The organism is Streptomyces huiliensis (assembly GCF_020037025.1).
In the GTDB taxonomy this organism is placed as follows: domain Bacteria; phylum Actinomycetota; class Actinomycetes; order Streptomycetales; family Streptomycetaceae; genus Streptomyces; species Streptomyces huiliensis.
In genome coordinates this window covers 1-14,948 of record NZ_JAIQLH010000232.1, presented here as the reverse complement: position 1 = coordinate 14,948, position 14,948 = coordinate 1, and the positions used below count along the sequence as shown (strand labels likewise).

13 protein-coding genes are annotated in these 14,948 nt (G+C 74.9%); 10 read left to right on the top strand and 3 right to left on the bottom strand.

All coding sequences use genetic code 11. From position 1 onward, the window contains the following. From cbiQ to JNW98_RS29275, 4 genes are all read left to right on the top strand, one after another. A partial coding sequence (gene cbiQ, locus JNW98_RS29290; RefSeq protein WP_223771323.1) for a cobalt ECF transporter T component CbiQ occupies window positions 1-666 on the top strand: 666 nt, incomplete at its 5' end. Beyond that, the gene (locus tag JNW98_RS29285; RefSeq protein ID WP_223771322.1) at window positions 663-1,436 is read left to right on the top strand and encodes an energy-coupling factor ABC transporter ATP-binding protein; all 774 of its coding nucleotides are present in this window, start codon (window positions 663-665) and stop codon (window positions 1,434-1,436) included. The genes cbiQ and JNW98_RS29285, both read left to right, overlap by 4 nt. Window positions 1,437-1,679: 243 nt before the next feature. Continuing rightward, entirely contained in the window at window positions 1,680-2,855 is a 1,176-nt protein-coding gene (locus tag JNW98_RS29280; protein WP_223771321.1) for a serine hydrolase domain-containing protein, read from the top strand. A 46-nt stretch (window positions 2,856-2,901) separates the two neighbouring features. Beyond that, on the top strand, window positions 2,902-3,687 hold the full coding sequence (locus JNW98_RS29275) for an SDR family NAD(P)-dependent oxidoreductase (RefSeq protein WP_223771320.1): 786 nt from the start codon (window positions 2,902-2,904) through the stop codon (window positions 3,685-3,687). Between the two features lie 232 nt (window positions 3,688-3,919). On the opposite strand, the gene JNW98_RS29270 is transcribed toward JNW98_RS29275, so the two are convergent. The 3 genes from JNW98_RS29270 to JNW98_RS29260 all read right to left on the bottom strand — a co-directional run bounded on the left by JNW98_RS29270 (window position 3,920) and on the right by JNW98_RS29260 (window position 8,425). Then, window positions 3,920-4,771: an EamA family transporter gene (locus JNW98_RS29270; RefSeq protein ID WP_223771319.1), complete on the bottom strand. Its 852-nt coding sequence runs from the start codon at window positions 4,769-4,771 to the stop codon at window positions 3,920-3,922. A 107-nt stretch (window positions 4,772-4,878) separates the two neighbouring features. Next, window positions 4,879-6,501 carry a penicillin-binding transpeptidase domain-containing protein gene (locus JNW98_RS29265; RefSeq protein WP_223771318.1) on the bottom strand — a complete coding sequence of 541 codons (1,623 nt, stop codon included), beginning with the start codon at window positions 6,499-6,501 and terminating at the stop codon, window positions 4,879-4,881. Window positions 6,502-6,652: 151 nt separating this feature from the next. After that, window positions 6,653-8,425, bottom strand: a complete 1,773-nt coding sequence (locus JNW98_RS29260) for a dolichyl-phosphate-mannose--protein mannosyltransferase (protein ID WP_223771317.1) — start codon at window positions 8,423-8,425, stop codon at window positions 6,653-6,655. 98 nt (window positions 8,426-8,523) lie between these two features. On the opposite strand from JNW98_RS29260, the gene rsmI reads away from it, so the two are divergent. The 6 genes from rsmI to JNW98_RS29230 all read left to right on the top strand — a co-directional run bounded on the left by rsmI (window position 8,524) and on the right by JNW98_RS29230 (window position 14,882). Beyond that, window positions 8,524-9,381: a 16S rRNA (cytidine(1402)-2'-O)-methyltransferase gene (gene rsmI, locus JNW98_RS29255; RefSeq protein ID WP_223771316.1), complete on the top strand. Its 858-nt coding sequence runs from the start codon at window positions 8,524-8,526 to the stop codon at window positions 9,379-9,381. A 468-nt stretch (window positions 9,382-9,849) separates the two neighbouring features. Next, entirely contained in the window at window positions 9,850-10,326 is a 477-nt protein-coding gene (locus JNW98_RS29250; RefSeq protein WP_223771315.1) for a hypothetical protein, read from the top strand. Window positions 10,327-10,397: 71 nt separating this feature from the next. Then, window positions 10,398-11,324, top strand: coding sequence for a TatD family hydrolase (locus tag JNW98_RS29245; protein ID WP_223771314.1), 927 nt, complete (start codon window positions 10,398-10,400; stop codon window positions 11,322-11,324). A 100-nt stretch (window positions 11,325-11,424) separates the two neighbouring features. Continuing rightward, window positions 11,425-13,026: a resuscitation-promoting factor gene (locus JNW98_RS29240; protein WP_308015678.1), complete on the top strand. Its 1,602-nt coding sequence runs from the start codon at window positions 11,425-11,427 to the stop codon at window positions 13,024-13,026. Further along, window positions 13,023-13,910 carry a 16S rRNA (adenine(1518)-N(6)/adenine(1519)-N(6))-dimethyltransferase RsmA gene (gene rsmA, locus JNW98_RS29235; RefSeq protein ID WP_223771313.1) on the top strand — a complete coding sequence of 296 codons (888 nt, stop codon included), beginning with the start codon at window positions 13,023-13,025 and terminating at the stop codon, window positions 13,908-13,910. Before JNW98_RS29240 ends, rsmA begins: the two co-directional genes overlap by 4 nt. Before the next feature lie 54 nt (window positions 13,911-13,964). After that, the gene (locus JNW98_RS29230) at window positions 13,965-14,882 is read left to right on the top strand and encodes a 4-(cytidine 5'-diphospho)-2-C-methyl-D-erythritol kinase (RefSeq protein WP_223771312.1); all 918 of its coding nucleotides are present in this window, start codon (window positions 13,965-13,967) and stop codon (window positions 14,880-14,882) included. Window positions 14,883-14,948: the final 66 nt, after the last annotated feature.

Sequence of the window (14,948 nt, the reverse complement as noted above, 5' to 3'; positions counted from 1 at the left end):
GTGGCCGCCACGCCGGGGTCGCTCCCGTGGGCGTTCGCATGCCACGCGCTGCTGCTCGCCGCCGTCACGGCGGCCGCCCGGCTGCCCGCCGGCACCGTCCTGCGCCGGCTGGTGATCGAGCTGCCGTTCGTGGCGTTCGCGCTGGTGCTGCCGTTCGTGGCGCACGGGCCGCGGGTGGACGTCCTGGGGCTGCCGCTGAGCGGGACCGGGCTCCGGGACGCCGGGACGCTGCTGGCCAAGGGCACCCTGGGCGTCGCCGCGTCCGTCCTGCTCGCCTCCACTACCAACCTGCGGGACCTGCTGCTGGGCCTGCGCCGGCTGCGGATGCCCGCCCTGCTGGTGCAGATCGCGGCGTTCATGATCCGGTACGGGGACGTGGTCGCCGACGAGATGCGGCGGATGCGCGTCGCCCGGGAGTCCCGCGGGCACACCGCCCGGGGCGTGCGCCACTGGCGCGTCCTGGCCGCGTCCGCCGGGGCGCTGTTCATCCGCGCCTACGAACGCGGCGAACGCGTCCACCGGGCGATGGTCAGCCGCGGCTACACCGGCACCCTGCCCGAGACCGGGGGCGCGGCCGGCGCGAGCCGTGCGCAGTGGGCGTGCGCCGCCGCCCTGCCGCTGGCCGCGCTGGCGGCCCGCCTGACGACGGAAGGGGTGCCGCTGTGACGGCTCCAGGGACGGTCCCGCCCTCGCTGGAGGTGGCGGGGCTCGCCTTCGCCTACCCGGACGGCCATCAGGCGCTCCACGGCGTCGACCTGACGATCTGTCAGGGCGAGCGCGTCGCCCTGCTCGGACCCAACGGCGCCGGCAAGACCACCCTCGTCCTGCACCTCAACGGCATCCTCGGCGGCGGCGGGGGGACGGTGCGGGTGGCCGGGCTGCCGGTGGCCGCGCCGCACCTCGCCGAGGTCCGGCGGCGGGTCGGCATCGTCTTCCAGGACCCGGACGACCAGCTGTTCCTGCCCACCGTCCGGGAGGACGTCGCGTTCGGCCCGGCCACCGCCGGGATGCGCGGCGCCGCGCTCGACGCCCGGGTGCTACGGGCCCTGGACCGGGTCGGGATGGCCGAGTACGCCGACCGGCCCCCGCACCACCTCTCCTTCGGACAGCGGCGCCGCGTGGCGGTCGCCACCGTCCTGGCCATGGAGCCCGAGATCCTGGTCCTCGACGAACCCTCCTCCAACCTCGACCCCGCCTCCCGCCGCGAACTCGCCGAGCTGCTGCGGAGCCTGGAGGTCACCGTGCTGATGGTCACCCACGACCTGCCCTACGCCCTGGAGCTCTGCGAGCGCTCCGTCGTCCTCAGCGGCGGGACGATCGCCGCCGACGGGCCGACGCGGACCCTGCTCGGCGACGCGGAGCTGCTCCGGGCGCACCGGCTGGAACTCCCCTTCGGCTTCGACCCGTGCGCGGTCCCGGTCCGTCCCGCGCCGTGAGCCCGTCCCGCGCCGTGACCCCTGCCCGCGCCGTGATCCCCGTCACGTTCGCGGATGGTCGCCCATGGCCCGGCAAGACGTCAGGAAGGCGCCGGGGAGCGGGAACGTCCGGCCGCCCGCGCTTCGGCGGCGGGTGACCCGGTCGCCGGGCGGCACCGATCGCGATGCACCATGGAAGGACATGTACGGCGATCGACCGGTGGGACCAATGGGACCGGTGGGACCAGTAGGAGCAGAACAGCAGTGACGGACGTCCAGGGCACGGTGGCGGACGGTTTCGAACCGGTCCGGGACGCCTTCGCCGACAACTTCGCGCGCCGCGGCGAACGCGGTGCCGCCGTCGTCGTCCACCAGGGCGGCCGCAAGGTCGTCGACCTGTGGGGCGGCACCCGGGACGTCGACGGCGGCACGCCGTGGACGCCGGACACCGCGCAGATCGTGCGCTCCGCCACCAAGGGCGTCGCCGCGGCCGTACCGCTGCTGCTGCACCAGCGGGGGCAGGTGGACCTCGACGCGCCCGTGGGCACCTACTGGCCCGAGTTCAAGGCCGCCGGCAAGGAGCGCGTCCTGGTCCGGCACCTCCTCGCGCACCGCGCGGGCGTGCCCGTTCTCGACACCCCGCTCACCCCCGAGCAGGCCCGCGACGGCGCCAGCGGCCCGCGCGCGGTCGCCGCGCAGGCGCCCGCCTGGGAGCCGGGCACCGACCACGGCTACCACGCGCAGACCTACAGCTGGACCGTCGGCGAACTCGTCCGGCGCGTCACCGGGCGCGACATCGGCGCGTGGATCGCCGACGAGATCGCCGCGCCGCTGGGGCTCGACCTGTGGCTCGGCCTGCCGGAGGCGGAACAGCACCGCGCCGGGCGCATCGGCGACGTCGAACCGCCCGCCGGGACCGGCACGCCGGGCCTGCGCGTCCGCCCCAAGCGGGCCGTCTCCGACGCCTACCGCGACCCCGCGTCGCTCACCCGGCGCGCCTTCGCCGCCATCGACCCGCTGCCCGACGAGAACGACCCCGCCTACCGGGCCGCCGTGCTCCCCGCCTCGGCCGGCGTCGCCACGGCGGAGGCGCTGTCGCGCTTCTACGCGGCGCTCATCGGGGACGTGGAGGACGGCGGGCGGAGGCTGTTCGCCCCGGCCACGCTCACCCTGGCCCGCAGCGAGGAGTCCGCCGGGCCCGACCGCGTCCTCATAGCCAACACCCGCTTCGGGCTGGGCTACATGCTGCACGGGCCCGCCTCGCCGCTGTTGGCGGCCGGTTCCTTCGGCCACCCGGGCCGCGGCGGCTCGCTGGCCTTCGCCGACCCGGAGTCCGGGATCTCCTTCGGCTACGTCACCAACGGCATGCAGAAGAACGTGACGGCCGACCCGCGCGCGCAGGCCCTGGTCCGGGCGGTTGCCCGCGCCCTGGCGGGGTAGGGAACAGCCCCCGGACGGTGTGACCGGTGGTGCGAGAGGGGCTCCCATGACGCGACGGTTCGACGGCTGGTCCGTCCTGATCACGGGCGCCGGGCGGGGCATCGGCGCCGCCACCGCCCTGCGGCTCGCCGGCGAGGGCGCTCGTGTCCTCGTCACGGACGCGGACGGCGACCGCGCCGAGCGGACCGCCCACGCCATCCGCGAGGCCGGACTCGTCGCCGAGGCCCACACCTGCGACGTCACCGACCGCGAGGCCGTCGACGCGGCCGTCGCCCACGCGGCCGCCCGCTTCGGCGGCCTCGACGTCCTCGTCAACAACGCCCTCTCCTGCACCCCCGATCCCGAACGCTTCGAGGACCACACGGACGCGTCCTGGCACCGCGATCTCGACGTCACGCTCGGCGGCGCTTTCCGCTGCGCGCGTGCGGCCCTGCCGCAGCTGGCCGCCGCGGGTGGGCGGGGCTCGATCGTGAACATCGGGTCCGTCAACGGGGAGCAGGATTTCGGCAATCACGCCTACAGTGCGGCGAAGGCGGGGCTTGCGAGTCTTACCCGCACGCTTGCGGGTGAGGCGGCGGGGCGGGGGGTCCGGGTCAATCTCGTCGCTCCCGGGACGGTCCATACGCCGAATTGGGACGGGCGTGAGGACGCTCTTCGGCGGGCCGCCGATCATTACCCGTTGGGGCGTGTCGGGCGGCCTGAGGACGTGGCCGCCGCCGTCGCCTTCCTCGCTTCTCGTGACGCGTCGTGGATCACGGGTGTCACGCTTCCCGTCGACGGCGGAATTCTGGTCGCCAACCTCGGGTTGCGTGGGGCGCTTCGGGGGCGCTGACGCGTTGGGGGTGCCCCGGTCCCTCCCCCAGAGGGGGGACCCCCACTTCGCCGATTCCTGGGGCTGCGCCCCAGACCCCCTTTTCGCGGCTTCGCCGCTCGTCCTCAAACGCCGGACGGGCTGAAAGTGCCACCTCAGGTCCATCCAGCCCGTCCGGCGTTTGAGGACAACCGCGCGGAGCGCGGTTTCAGGGGGTCCGGGAGGCTGGCCCCCAGGAATCGGCGCCCCCACCTCAACCCGCGTGCAACATCAGCCCTATCCCCGCCACCAACAACGCCGCCGCGGCGACCCGCGGCGCCCCGAACCGCTCCTTGAACAGAAGAGTGCCGATCGCCGCACCGACGATGATCGACGACTCCCGCAAGGCGGCGATCGGCGCCATCCGCCCCCGCGTCTGAGCCCACAGCACCAGCCCGTAAGCGAGCATCGACATCAACCCTCCGAGCAGCCCGCGCACCGCGTACGGACGGGCCGCGGCGAAAGCCGCCCGGCGGCGGACGGCCAGGGCGTAGAGCGGTACCGGCAGGCCCTCCAGGACCATCAGCCAGGCGGTGAAGCCCAAGGAGGAGCCGGACGAGCGGACGCCCATGCCGTCGACGACCGTGTATCCGGCGATGGCCAGGCCGGTGGCGGCCGCCGCGCCGATCGCCGGCCACTTCGGGGGAGTGCCGGAGCCCTTGATGCCCCAGAGGGCGACGCCGACCAGCCCGGTGGAGGCGACGGCCACCCCGGCGAGCTGCCAGCCGCCGGGCAGTTCCCCGGCGAAGACGGCCGCGAGGACCGTGACCGCCAGCGGGGCGGTGCCCCGGGCGATCGGGTACGCCTGGCCGAAGTCGCCCAGGGAGAACGAGCGCATGAGCAGGGCCATGTAGAGGACGTGCAGCACGCCGGAGACGGCCAGGTACGGCCAGGAGGCCGGGTCGGGAGCCGGGACGAACGGCAGCACCGCCAGCCCGCCGAGGCAGTTGCCGGCCCCGACCAGGGTGAAGGCCGTCAACTGGTCCCGTATTCCGTGGGCGATGGCGTTCCAGGCGGCGTGGGTGACCGCCGCGGCCAGGACGGCGGCGACGACCAGCGGGGTCACGAGGCGGGCCCGTAGGAGGAGTCGGGAGTGCGCATGCCCGCGACGCTAGTGCGGTCCGGCCGCTCACGGCTGTCACCTCGGTCACTGTGACCGGAAGGCGGGCCGCGTCACCCCGCCCGCAGCACCTCCGCCACCACCGGCCCCGCCGAATCCCCGCCGTGCCCGCCCCGCGGGACGACCGCCGCCGCGGCCACGTCGTTCCGGTAGCCGGCGAACCAGCCGTTGGGCCGGGGCTGTCCGTCGATCTCGGCCGATCCCGTCTTGGCGCCCGTCTCCCCGCCCAGCCCGGACATCGCCGTCCGTCCCGTCCCGGAGACGGCGGTCAGCCGCATCATCCGCCGCAGCTCCCCGGCGACCGCCGGGGACAACGAGCGGGCGGAACGCGCCTGTTGCAGGCCGAAGCGCTTCGGGTCCACCAGGTGCGGCTGGCGGAAGGAGCCGTCGCGGACGGTGGCCGCCACCGAGGCCATGGTGAGCGGGTTCATCTGTACCTTGCCCTGGCCTATCATCGCCGCCGCCTTCCCCGCCCCGGTGTCGGGCGGCACCCGGCCGTCGAACGTGGTCACCCCCGTCTGCCAGTCCTCCCCGCCGATGCCGAACACCTCCCGTGCCTCGGCGGCGAGGTCGCCGTCGGAGATCCGGCCGGCGAGCGATACGAAGGCGGTGTTGCAGGAGGCGGCGAAGTCCTGGGCGAACGTGGCACCCGGGTTCTCGCTCCGCTCCACGTTGTGGAACCGCTTGCCGTACGTCGTGTACCGGGGGCAGGGCAGCGGCTGGTCGGCCCGTGCCCTGCCGCGCTCCAGCAGCAGCGCCGCCGTGACCATCTTCATCGTCGAGCCGGGCGCGGTCCGGCCCAGCAGCGCCGCGTTGAAACCGGCCTGCCGCGCGCCGGTGTCCGCGACGGCCAGGATCTCCCCGGTGCTCGGCCGGACGGCCACCACCGACGCCTCGGGCCGCGCGGCCACGGCTGCCTCGGCCGCCCGCTGCGCCCGCGCGTCCAGCGTCGTCCGGATCTCGGCGGGGCCGCCTTCGGCGACCACGTGCAGGACGCGGCCGTCCGGCCCCCGCCCGGACGCCGACGCGGTGCGCACCTCGACCCGCGGCCGGCCGTCGACCGCCTTCTCCCCGAACCGCCTGCGCAGTTCCGGCAGGACGGGCGTGAGCGAGGGGTACGTCCGGGCGTCCAGCGGCCGGCCCGCGCGGTCGGTGACCTTGACCGCGGAGGCCGGGGCGGGCCCGGTGACCAGCGTCTCGCCCGCGGTCAGCCGGGGGTGGAGCACCGCGGGCCGCCAGTCCACGACGGCCCGTCCGCTCGTCCGGCCGCGCACGACGCCGAGTTTGGAGGCGTAGGTCCAGGTGGAGGTGCGGCCCTTGTAGGCGATCTCGGCGGTGACGGTGAACGGCACCTCCGTCGCCGTGGCCGCGCCCTGCTCGAACACCGCCTTCCGGACGTGCGCGTCGTCGCGGTAGCCGGTCAGCGCGGCGGAGGCACCCGGCGCGTTGTCGGTCAGGCCCGCGGCCCCCTCCACGTCGCCCCGGGACCAGGCGGCCAGGAAGTCCCGGGCGGTCCGCTCCACTTCGGACGCCGTCGGCGGTCCCGTCCGGACCGGCGCCGCCGCCGGGTGCGCGGCTCCGTCCACCCCGTCCACCAAGGCGTACGCCGCGTACCCGGCGCCCCCCAGCACCGCCGCGGCCACGGCCGCCACCGCGGCCCTCGCTCCCGTCCGCATCGCCACACCCCTCCCCGACCGCGGCCCGGACGGCCGCGGTCCCGTCTCGGCTCAGCACACTACGGGAGGGCACTGACAACGCACCCACGGTGACAGGGGTGATGTCAGCCACCCAGAGGTGCTCAAGACGCTTGTATGACCAGGGAGTTCGTCAGATCCAGGTGTCCAGCCACATCCGGTTCCGCCAGGCGTCCAGCGGGATCGGCTGCCCGGTGTAGATGGGGAAGAAGTAGATGAAGTTCCAGACGATGAGCAGGAACAGCGCGCCCGCGCCGACCACCCCCGTCACCCTCCGGCGTTCCGACGATCCCCGGGGACCGACGATCGCCCCGATCATCATCGCCACCGCCAGGCACAGGAACGGTACGAAGACGACGGTGTAGAAGTCGAAGATGGTCCGTTCCTGCCACTTGAACCACGGCAGCAGCCCCGCCGCCACCCCGCACAGGATCGCGCCGGCCCGCCAGTCGCGCCGGAGGAACCAGCGGAAGAGCAGGTAGACGAGGGCGAAGCAGGCGGCCCACCACAGCAGGGGCGTGCCCAGGGCCAGCACCTCGCGCGCGCACTTCCCGCCGGCGTCGGACGGGCAGCCGCCGGTGCCCGCCGCGGGCGAGTCGTAGTAGTAGGAGACGGGACGGCCCTGGACCAGCCAGCTCCACGGGTTGGACTGGTAGGTGTGCGGCGAGTCGAGGGTGGTGTTGAACCGCCACACCTCGCTCTCGTAGTGCCACAGGCTGCGCAGCGGGTTGAGGACGCCGGCGAGGAAGCCGTCCGTCCCGTACCCGCCCTCGGTCTCCGCCCAGTGCCGGTAGTAGCCGCTGTGCTGCCAGCCCTTGGCCGTGCTGTAGGTGCCGCTGTTGGCGAACCAGCCGGTCCAGGTGGCCAGGTAGGTGACGATCGCGACCGGTACGAGGGACAGGAACGCCCACGGCGCGTCCCGCCGCGCCACCGTGCGCCACGGGCGGCGGGCCCCGGCGAGGCGGCGCGAGCCGACGTCCCACAAGACGACGAGCACGCCGAACGCCGCCAGGTAGACCGCGCCGTTCCACTTCGTCGCCGCCGCCAGCCCGAGGAACACCCCGGCCGCGATCCGCCACGGCCGCCACCCGAGCCGGAGGGTCCGGGCGGTCTCCTGATCGGGGCGGACGTCCCCGGTCGCCGGGTCGTCGGGCAGCGCGGCGGCCAGCCGGGCCCGCGTCCGGTCCCGGTCGACCAGCACGCAGCCGAACGCCGCCAGGACGAAGAACATCAGCACCAGGTCGAGCAGCGAGGTGCGGCTCATCACGAAGTGCATGCCGTCCACGGCCATCAGCGCGCCCGCGACGCAGCCCAGCAGCGTGGAGCGGAAGAGCCGGCGGCCGATGCGGCACAGCATCAGGACGGAGAGCGTGCCGAGCAGCGCGACCATGAAGCGCCAGCCGAAGGGCGTCAGGCCGAAGAAGTGCTCGCCCAGGCCGATGACCCACTTGCCGGCCGGCGGGTGGACCACGTACGACGGCGCGTCGGCGATGTGGTCGTACCCGTCGACGATCCGCTGGTTGAGGTCCTTGTCCTCGGGCCACTTGGCCTCGTAGCCGTGCTTCCAGAGCGCCCAGGCGTCCTTGGCGTAGTACGTCTCGTCGAATATCACCGCCCGCGGACTGCCCAGGTTGTGGAAGCGGGCCAGCCCGGCGAGCAGCGTGACCAGTAGCGGACCCAGCCAGCCCAGGGAGCGCGCCAGCAGCCGCGCGGGCCCCGGCCGCACGCCGAGCGCCTCCCACACGCCGGTGCCCGGCTCCCGGTACGGGGGCACGAGCCGCTCCCGCACGCCGGTCCGGCGCTCGGGGGCCGCGTATCCGAAGCGGCGCAGCCGGGCCTGCCAAGGAGGCGGCTGTCCTGCCGCCGTGCGGGTCGGCCGGCCCTGGGTCGCGGTGTCACTGGTCACCGCGCCATCGTAGGGAACCGGCCGCCGCGGGCGCCGGGGAGCGCGCGGTCGCGGCCCGGCGCCCCGGAGGCCCCGGGGGCGCCTGCGAGGATGGGGGCGTGACTGGAACGCTCGTACTCGCAGGAACCCCCATCGGCGACGTCGCCGACGCGCCGCCCCGGCTGGCCGCCGAACTCGCCGCCGCCGAGGTGATCGCCGCGGAGGATACCCGGCGGCTGCGCCGGCTCACCCAGGCGCTGGGGGTGCACACCACGGGCCGGGTCGTCTCCTACTTCGAGGGCAACGAGTCGTCCCGGACGCCCGAGCTGGTCGAGGCGCTGACCGGCGGGGCGCGGGTGCTGCTGGTCACGGACGCCGGGATGCCGTCGGTCTCCGACCCCGGCTACCGGCTGGTGGCCGCCGCCGTGGAGCAGGGGGTGAAGGTGACGGCCGTCCCCGGGCCGTCCGCGGTGCTGACCGCGCTGGCCGTGTCGGGGCTGCCGGTGGACCGGTTCTGCTTCGAGGGCTTCCTGCCGCGCAAGGCGGGGGAGCGGCTCGGGCGGCTGCGCGAGGTGGCGGACGAGCGCCGCACCCTCGTCTACTTCGAGGCGCCGCACCGGCTGGACGACACCCTCGCCGCGATGGCCGAGGCGTTCGGCGGGGAGCGGCGGGCCGCGGTCTGCCGCGAGCTGACCAAGACCTACGAGGAGGTCCGGCGCGGCCCGCTGGCCGAGCTGGCCGCCTGGGCCGCCGAGGGGGTCCGCGGCGAGATCACCGTCGTCGTGGAGGGCGCCCCCGAGAAGGGTCCTGAGGAGACCGACGCGGCCGAGCTGGTGCGCCGGGTGCGGGTCCGGGAGGAGGCGGGCGAGCGCCGCAAGGAGGCGATCGCCGCGGTCGCGGCCGAGGCCGGGCTGCCCAAGCGCGAGGTGTTCGACGCGGTGGTGGCGGCGAAAACCGCCGCCAAATCCGAGGGGTAGCGTCCGGGGCGCGTCCGGGTGGTAGCGGAACGGTTCTCGCCGGTAACTCCGAGGTGTTCTTCGGGAAAGCGCCTGGAACCGCCGGTATCCGTCCGGAGCGATCGGCGGTGTCCCGTCGGCAAACGGAATCCGTCCCCGGCCGGACCGCCCGGAGTCACCCCTGGAAGCGCCCCCGGAAGCGGACGGAACCGCAGGTACCGGCCGGGAATGGCCTGGACCGGAGCCTCGTCCCGCGCCGCCGCGAAATGCCGGGTGCCGCACCCCGCCGTAAAGTAAAGGGCTGGAGCGAAAAGCAAAGGCCAGACCTCGCTCCCGGGCTCTTCGGGCATGTAGCGGTTAAGTTTGCCCCAATTCGAGGAATGGGCTGCTGCGTCGGCGCGGGAATGGGCGTTCCCTGGATGTGGGACGTCCGATCCCGAGGAACGTCCGAACGGACTGGGAAAAGTCCGGAGGACAAGAGGAGCTGCCATGAGCGAGACCGCAGGGACCTCACGAGGCGTGGAGTCCGGCACCGCCACCCGCACCGCGACGGAGGCCGGCGCGCCGGCCCCCCGGCCGGGCCGCGAGACGGTGCACGAGTCCTACGCCTTCGCCTGCATGAGGTGCGCGCACAGCTGGGAACAGTCGTACGAGATAGAGCACCACGTGGACCCGGAGGGCCGGCCCTTCGTGACGTACCACACGGACGGCGACCGGGTGCCGTCCCCGCTCACCCGTCCCACCTGCCCCAACTGCGGGGCCCACGTCGTCCGCATCATGCGCTCGGGGCAGGTCTCCCAGATCGCGGACGCGCTGCACCTGACCTCGCGGACGACCGTGTCGCCGGCCGCCCCCACCGGGCCGTTCATGAGCGGCGGCATCCCCGTCGGCAACGAGCAGCGCACCCCCCGGGAGCACCGGCACTGGCACCTCTCCGACCTGCTGCACCCCTTCCAGCGCAAGTAGGCGGGTCCCGGGAGACCGGGGACCACCGCCCGGCCGGGCGCGGCCCGGGAGCGGTCCCTAGAATCCCGACCATGGCGGCGAGAGCATCGAACAGCGGCACGGCGGACGGCGAGCGGAAGAAGAAGGTCGACCACGACAAGGACGTCCCCCCGCCTCCGCCCGCGCCGCTGAACGTGCCCGTGGCCGACTCGCACACCCATCTGGACATGCAGGGCGGCACGGTCGGAGAAGCGCTGGCCAAGGCCGCCGCCGTCGGCGTGACCACGGTGATCCAGGTGGGGTGCGACCTGGCCGGCTCCCGCTGGGCCGCCGAGACGGCCGCCGCCCACGACGCCGTCTGGGCCACCGTGGCCCTCCACCCCAACGAAGCGCCCCGGATCGTCCTCGGCGACCCCGACGGCTGGTCCCGCCAGGGCGCCCGGGAGCCCGGCGGCGACGCCGCCCTCGACGCGGCCCTGGACGAGATCGACGCCCTCGCCGCCCTGGACCACGTCCGCGGCGTGGGCGAGACCGGCCTCGACTTCTTCCGCACCGGCCCGGACGGCGTCGCCGCGCAGGAGCGCTCGTTCCGCCGGCACATCGCCATCGCCAAGCGGCACGGCAAGGCCCTCGTCATCCACGACCGGGACGCGCACGACGACGTCCTGCGGGTGCTCGCCGAGGAGGGGGCACCCGAGACGGTCGTCTTCCACTGCTTCTCCGGCGACGCGGCGATGGCGAAGATCTGCGCCGAGGCCGGCTACTACCTCTCCTTCGCCGGGAACGTCACCTTCAAGAACGCCCAGCCGCTGCGCGACGCCCTGGCCGTCGCCCCGCTCGACCGGATCCTCGTCGAGACCGACGCGCCGTTCCTCACCCCCGTCCCGTATCGCGGACGGCCCAACGCGCCGTACCTCATTCCGGTCACTCTCCGGGCCATGGCCGCGGTCAAGGGCGTGGACGAGGACGCTCTGGCCACGGCGGTCGCGGCGAATACCGCACGCGCGTTCCAGTACTGACCCCCGGATCCCGACGACACAGGGTGACGGGCGGGCTTTGGAGAGTCACCGAAGCTCCGCTACAGTCCCGGTCCCGTCAGTCCGGACCCAGTGGAGTGTCGTGAGCCATCCGCAGGGCAGCCCCCACGCCGCGCGCCGCGGTGCGGCCGAGCCGCCGCCGTACGGCGCCCCCGCGCCCCACGACGGCTACGAGCCGCCCGACCCGTACGGCCCCCACGGGGGCCTCGGCGGGCACGGGCTGGGGAGCGGGCCGGGCCAGGCGGGGCAGGGGGGCCCGGGGGCGTACACGGGCTACGAGGCGTACGTGCCGCGCCAGTCCTCCGCGCCGTCCGGGACGGCCACGGCGCCGCCCCCGCCCGCGGTGCTCACCGGCGTCGTCCACCCCTCGTACGAGGCTCACCCGTACGAGGGGTACGCGCCCGTCGTCGCCTCCGGCGACGAGGGGGATCCGGAGGACACCTTCCGGAGCGGCCCGTTCAGCGCCCTCGACGACGAGGCCGACGGCGAGCCGCCCGACGAGTTCTACGGCGAGGCCCCGCCGCCCGGCCGGGCGAGCGCCCGCAGGGCCGGGCGGCGCAAGCGGGCCGCCCGCGCGGCCCCCCGGCAGGGCGGCGACCCGCTGCGCCGGCTGCTCCCGCAGGCCCTGGTGGTCGCCTTCCTCGCCGGCGGCACCTCCGCGTTCGTCGCCGGCGACAAGGCCGTCCAGCTCAGCGTCGACGGCCGGCCGCGCACCCTGCACACCTTCGCGGACGACGTCGAGGAACTGCTCGCCGACGAGGGCATGGCCGTCGGCGAGCACGACATCGTCGCCCCCGGCCGCCACCACGACCTGGCCTCCGGCGACCGGGTCATCGTCCGCTACGGCCGCCCGGTCACCCTCACCCTCGACGGCGAGCGCCGCCAGGTGTGGACCACCGCCCGGACCGTGGACGGCGCCCTGCGCCAGCTCGGCGTCCGGGCCGAGGGCGCCTACCTCTCCGCCTCCCGCTCCGCGCCCATCGGCCGGCACGGCCTGGACCTGGACGTCCGCACCGAGCGGACCCTCACCTTCATGGCCGACGGCCGCACCCGCACCCTCCGCACCAACGCCGCGACCGTCCGCGAGGCCCTCGAACAGGCCGGGATCACCCTCCACGGGGAGGACACCACCTCCGTCGACCCCGACAGCTTCCCGCGCGACGGCCAGACCGTCTCGATCATGCGCATCACCGGCGGCCGCGAGGTCCGCGAGGTGCCCGTCGACTTCACCACCGAGCGCCACGACGACCCCCACCTCGCCAAGGGCACCGAGGTCGTCGCCCAGCGCGGCGAGAAGGGCGTCGAACGCATCACCTACGCGCTCCGCACCGTCAACGGCGTCCGCCAGAAGCCCCGCAGGCTCTCCTCGGAGATCGTCCGCAAGCCCCGCACCCAGATCATCCGCGTGGGCACCAAGAAGATGCCCACCACCGTGCAGGGCGCGGAGGGCCTGAACTGGCAGGGACTCGCCCAGTGCGAGGCCGGCGGACGGCCGAACGCGGTCGACCCGTCGGGCACGTACGGCGGCCTCTACCAGTTCGACGTCGGCACCTGGCAGTCGCTCGGCGGCAGCGGACGCCCCCAGGACGCCAGCGCCGAGGAGCAGACCCTGCGCGCCAAGAAGCTGTACGTCAGCCGGGGGGCGAGCCCGTGGCCCGTGTGCGGCCGTAAACTTCACGGGTGAGCTCCAGCCCCAGCACAGACGAGTCCGGCGCCCTGCTCGGCCCCGCCGACATCCGCGAACTGGCCGCCGCCCTCGGGGTGCGCCCCACCAAGCAGCGCGGTCAGAACTTCGTGATCGACGCCAACACGGTCCGGCGCATCGTCCGCACCGCCGGCGTGCGCCCCGACGACGTGGTCGTCGAGGTCGGCCCCGGCCTGGGGTCGCTGACGCTCGCCCTGCTGGAGGCCGCCGACCGGGTCACCGCCGTCGAGATCGACGACGTCCTGGCCGCGGCCCTGCCCGCGACCGTCGCCGCCCGGCTGCCCGGCCGCGCCGACCGCTTCGCACTCGTGCACAGCGACGCCCTGCGCGTCACCGAGCTGCCCGGCCCGCCGCCCACCGCGCTGGTCGCCAACCTCCCGTACAACGTCGCCGTCCCCGTGCTGCTGCACATGCTGGAGCGCTTCCCCAGCATCGAGCGCACCCTCGTCATGGTCCAGGCCGAGGTCGCCGACCGGCTCGCCGCCCCGCCCGGCTCCAAGGTGTACGGCGTCCCGTCGGTCAAGGCCGCCTGGTACGCCGAGGTCAAGCGGGCCGGCGCCATCGGCCGCAACGTCTTCTGGCCCGCCCCGAACGTCGACTCCGGCCTCGTCTCCCTCGTCCGCCGCGCCGAGCCCATCGCCACCACGGCGACCAGGGAAGAGGTCTTCGCGGTCGTCGACGCCGCCTTCGCCCAGCGCCGCAAGACGCTGCGCGCCGCCCTCGCCGGCTGGGCGGGCTCCGCGGCGGCGGCCGAGGCGGCGCTGGTCGCCGCCGGGGTCTCCCCGCAGGCGCGCGGCGAGTCGCTGACGGTCGACGAGTTCGTGGCCATCGCCGAGCACAAGGCGGATCGCAAGGCGGGCTGAGCGGCCCTACGCTTTCCGTCGTTCCGCCCGCCCCGATCCGAGGAGCCGTCCTCCGTGACCGCGCAGTCCGTCACCGTCCGCGTGCCCGCCAAGGTCAACGTCCAGCTGGCCGTCGCCGGGCCGCGCCCCGACGGCTTCCACAACCTGGCCAACGTCTTCCTCGCCGTCTCGCTGTACGACCGCGTCACCGCGACGCCGGCCGACGAACTGCGGGTGACCTGCTCCGGCCCCGACGCCGAACAGGTCCCCCTCGACACCTCCAACCTCGCCGCCCGCGCGGCCCTGGCCCTCGCGGCCCGGTACGGGCGCGAGGCGCGCGTGCACCTCCACATCGACAAGGACATCCCCGTCGCCGGAGGCATGGCCGGCGGCAGCGCGGACGGCGCGGGCGCGCTCCTCGCGTGCGACGCGCTGTGGGGGACGGGTGCCTCGCGCGACGAACTGCTGGACATCTGCGCCGAGTTGGGCAGCGACGTGCCCTTCAGCCTGCTCGGCGGGGTCGCGCTCGGCGTCGGGCGTGGCGAGCGGCTGACGCCGCTGGAGGCGGGCGGGACGTTCCACTGGGTCTTCGCCGTCGCCGACGGGGGGCTGTCCACGCCGGCCGTGTACGCCGAGTGCGACCGGTTGCGGGCGGAGGCGGGGACGGATCCGGGGGCTGAGCAGCCCGCGGCTTCCGTCGCGCTGCTCGACGCCTTGCGCTCCGGGGACGCGGGTGCGCTCGCCTCGGCCGTTTCCAATGATCTTCAGGCGGCGGCGGTTTCGCTGCGGCCTTCGCTGGCGGAGACGCTCGCCGCAGGTACGGCCGCGGGGGCGCTCGCGGCGATGGTGTCGGGGTCCGGCCCGACGACGGCTTTCCTCGCGAAGAGCGCTGAGGAGGCGGAGCAGGTGGCGGAGGCGTTGCGGACGTCCGGGACGTGCCGGGCGGTGCGGGTGGCGTCGGGTCCGGTGACCGGGGCCACCGTGGTGGATTGAGCCCCGGTCCCTCCCCCAGAGGGGACACCCCCATTCACCGTTTCGTGCGGGGGCGAGCCCCCGCAC

Bases quoted from the DNA above. Each gene is read 5' to 3' on its own strand.
- JNW98_RS29275 (WP_223771320.1), top strand. From the start codon at position 2,902: ATGACGCGACGGTTCGACGGCTGGTCCGTCCTGATCACGGGCGCCGGG.
- JNW98_RS29250 (WP_223771315.1), top strand. From the start codon at position 9,850: ATGAGCGAGACCGCAGGGACCTCACGAGGCGTGGAGTCCGGCACCGCC.
- JNW98_RS29265 (WP_223771318.1), bottom strand. From the start codon at position 6,501: ATGCGGACGGGAGCGAGGGCCGCGGTGGCGGCCGTGGCCGCGGCGGTG.
- JNW98_RS29245 (WP_223771314.1), top strand. From the start codon at position 10,398: ATGGCGGCGAGAGCATCGAACAGCGGCACGGCGGACGGCGAGCGGAAG.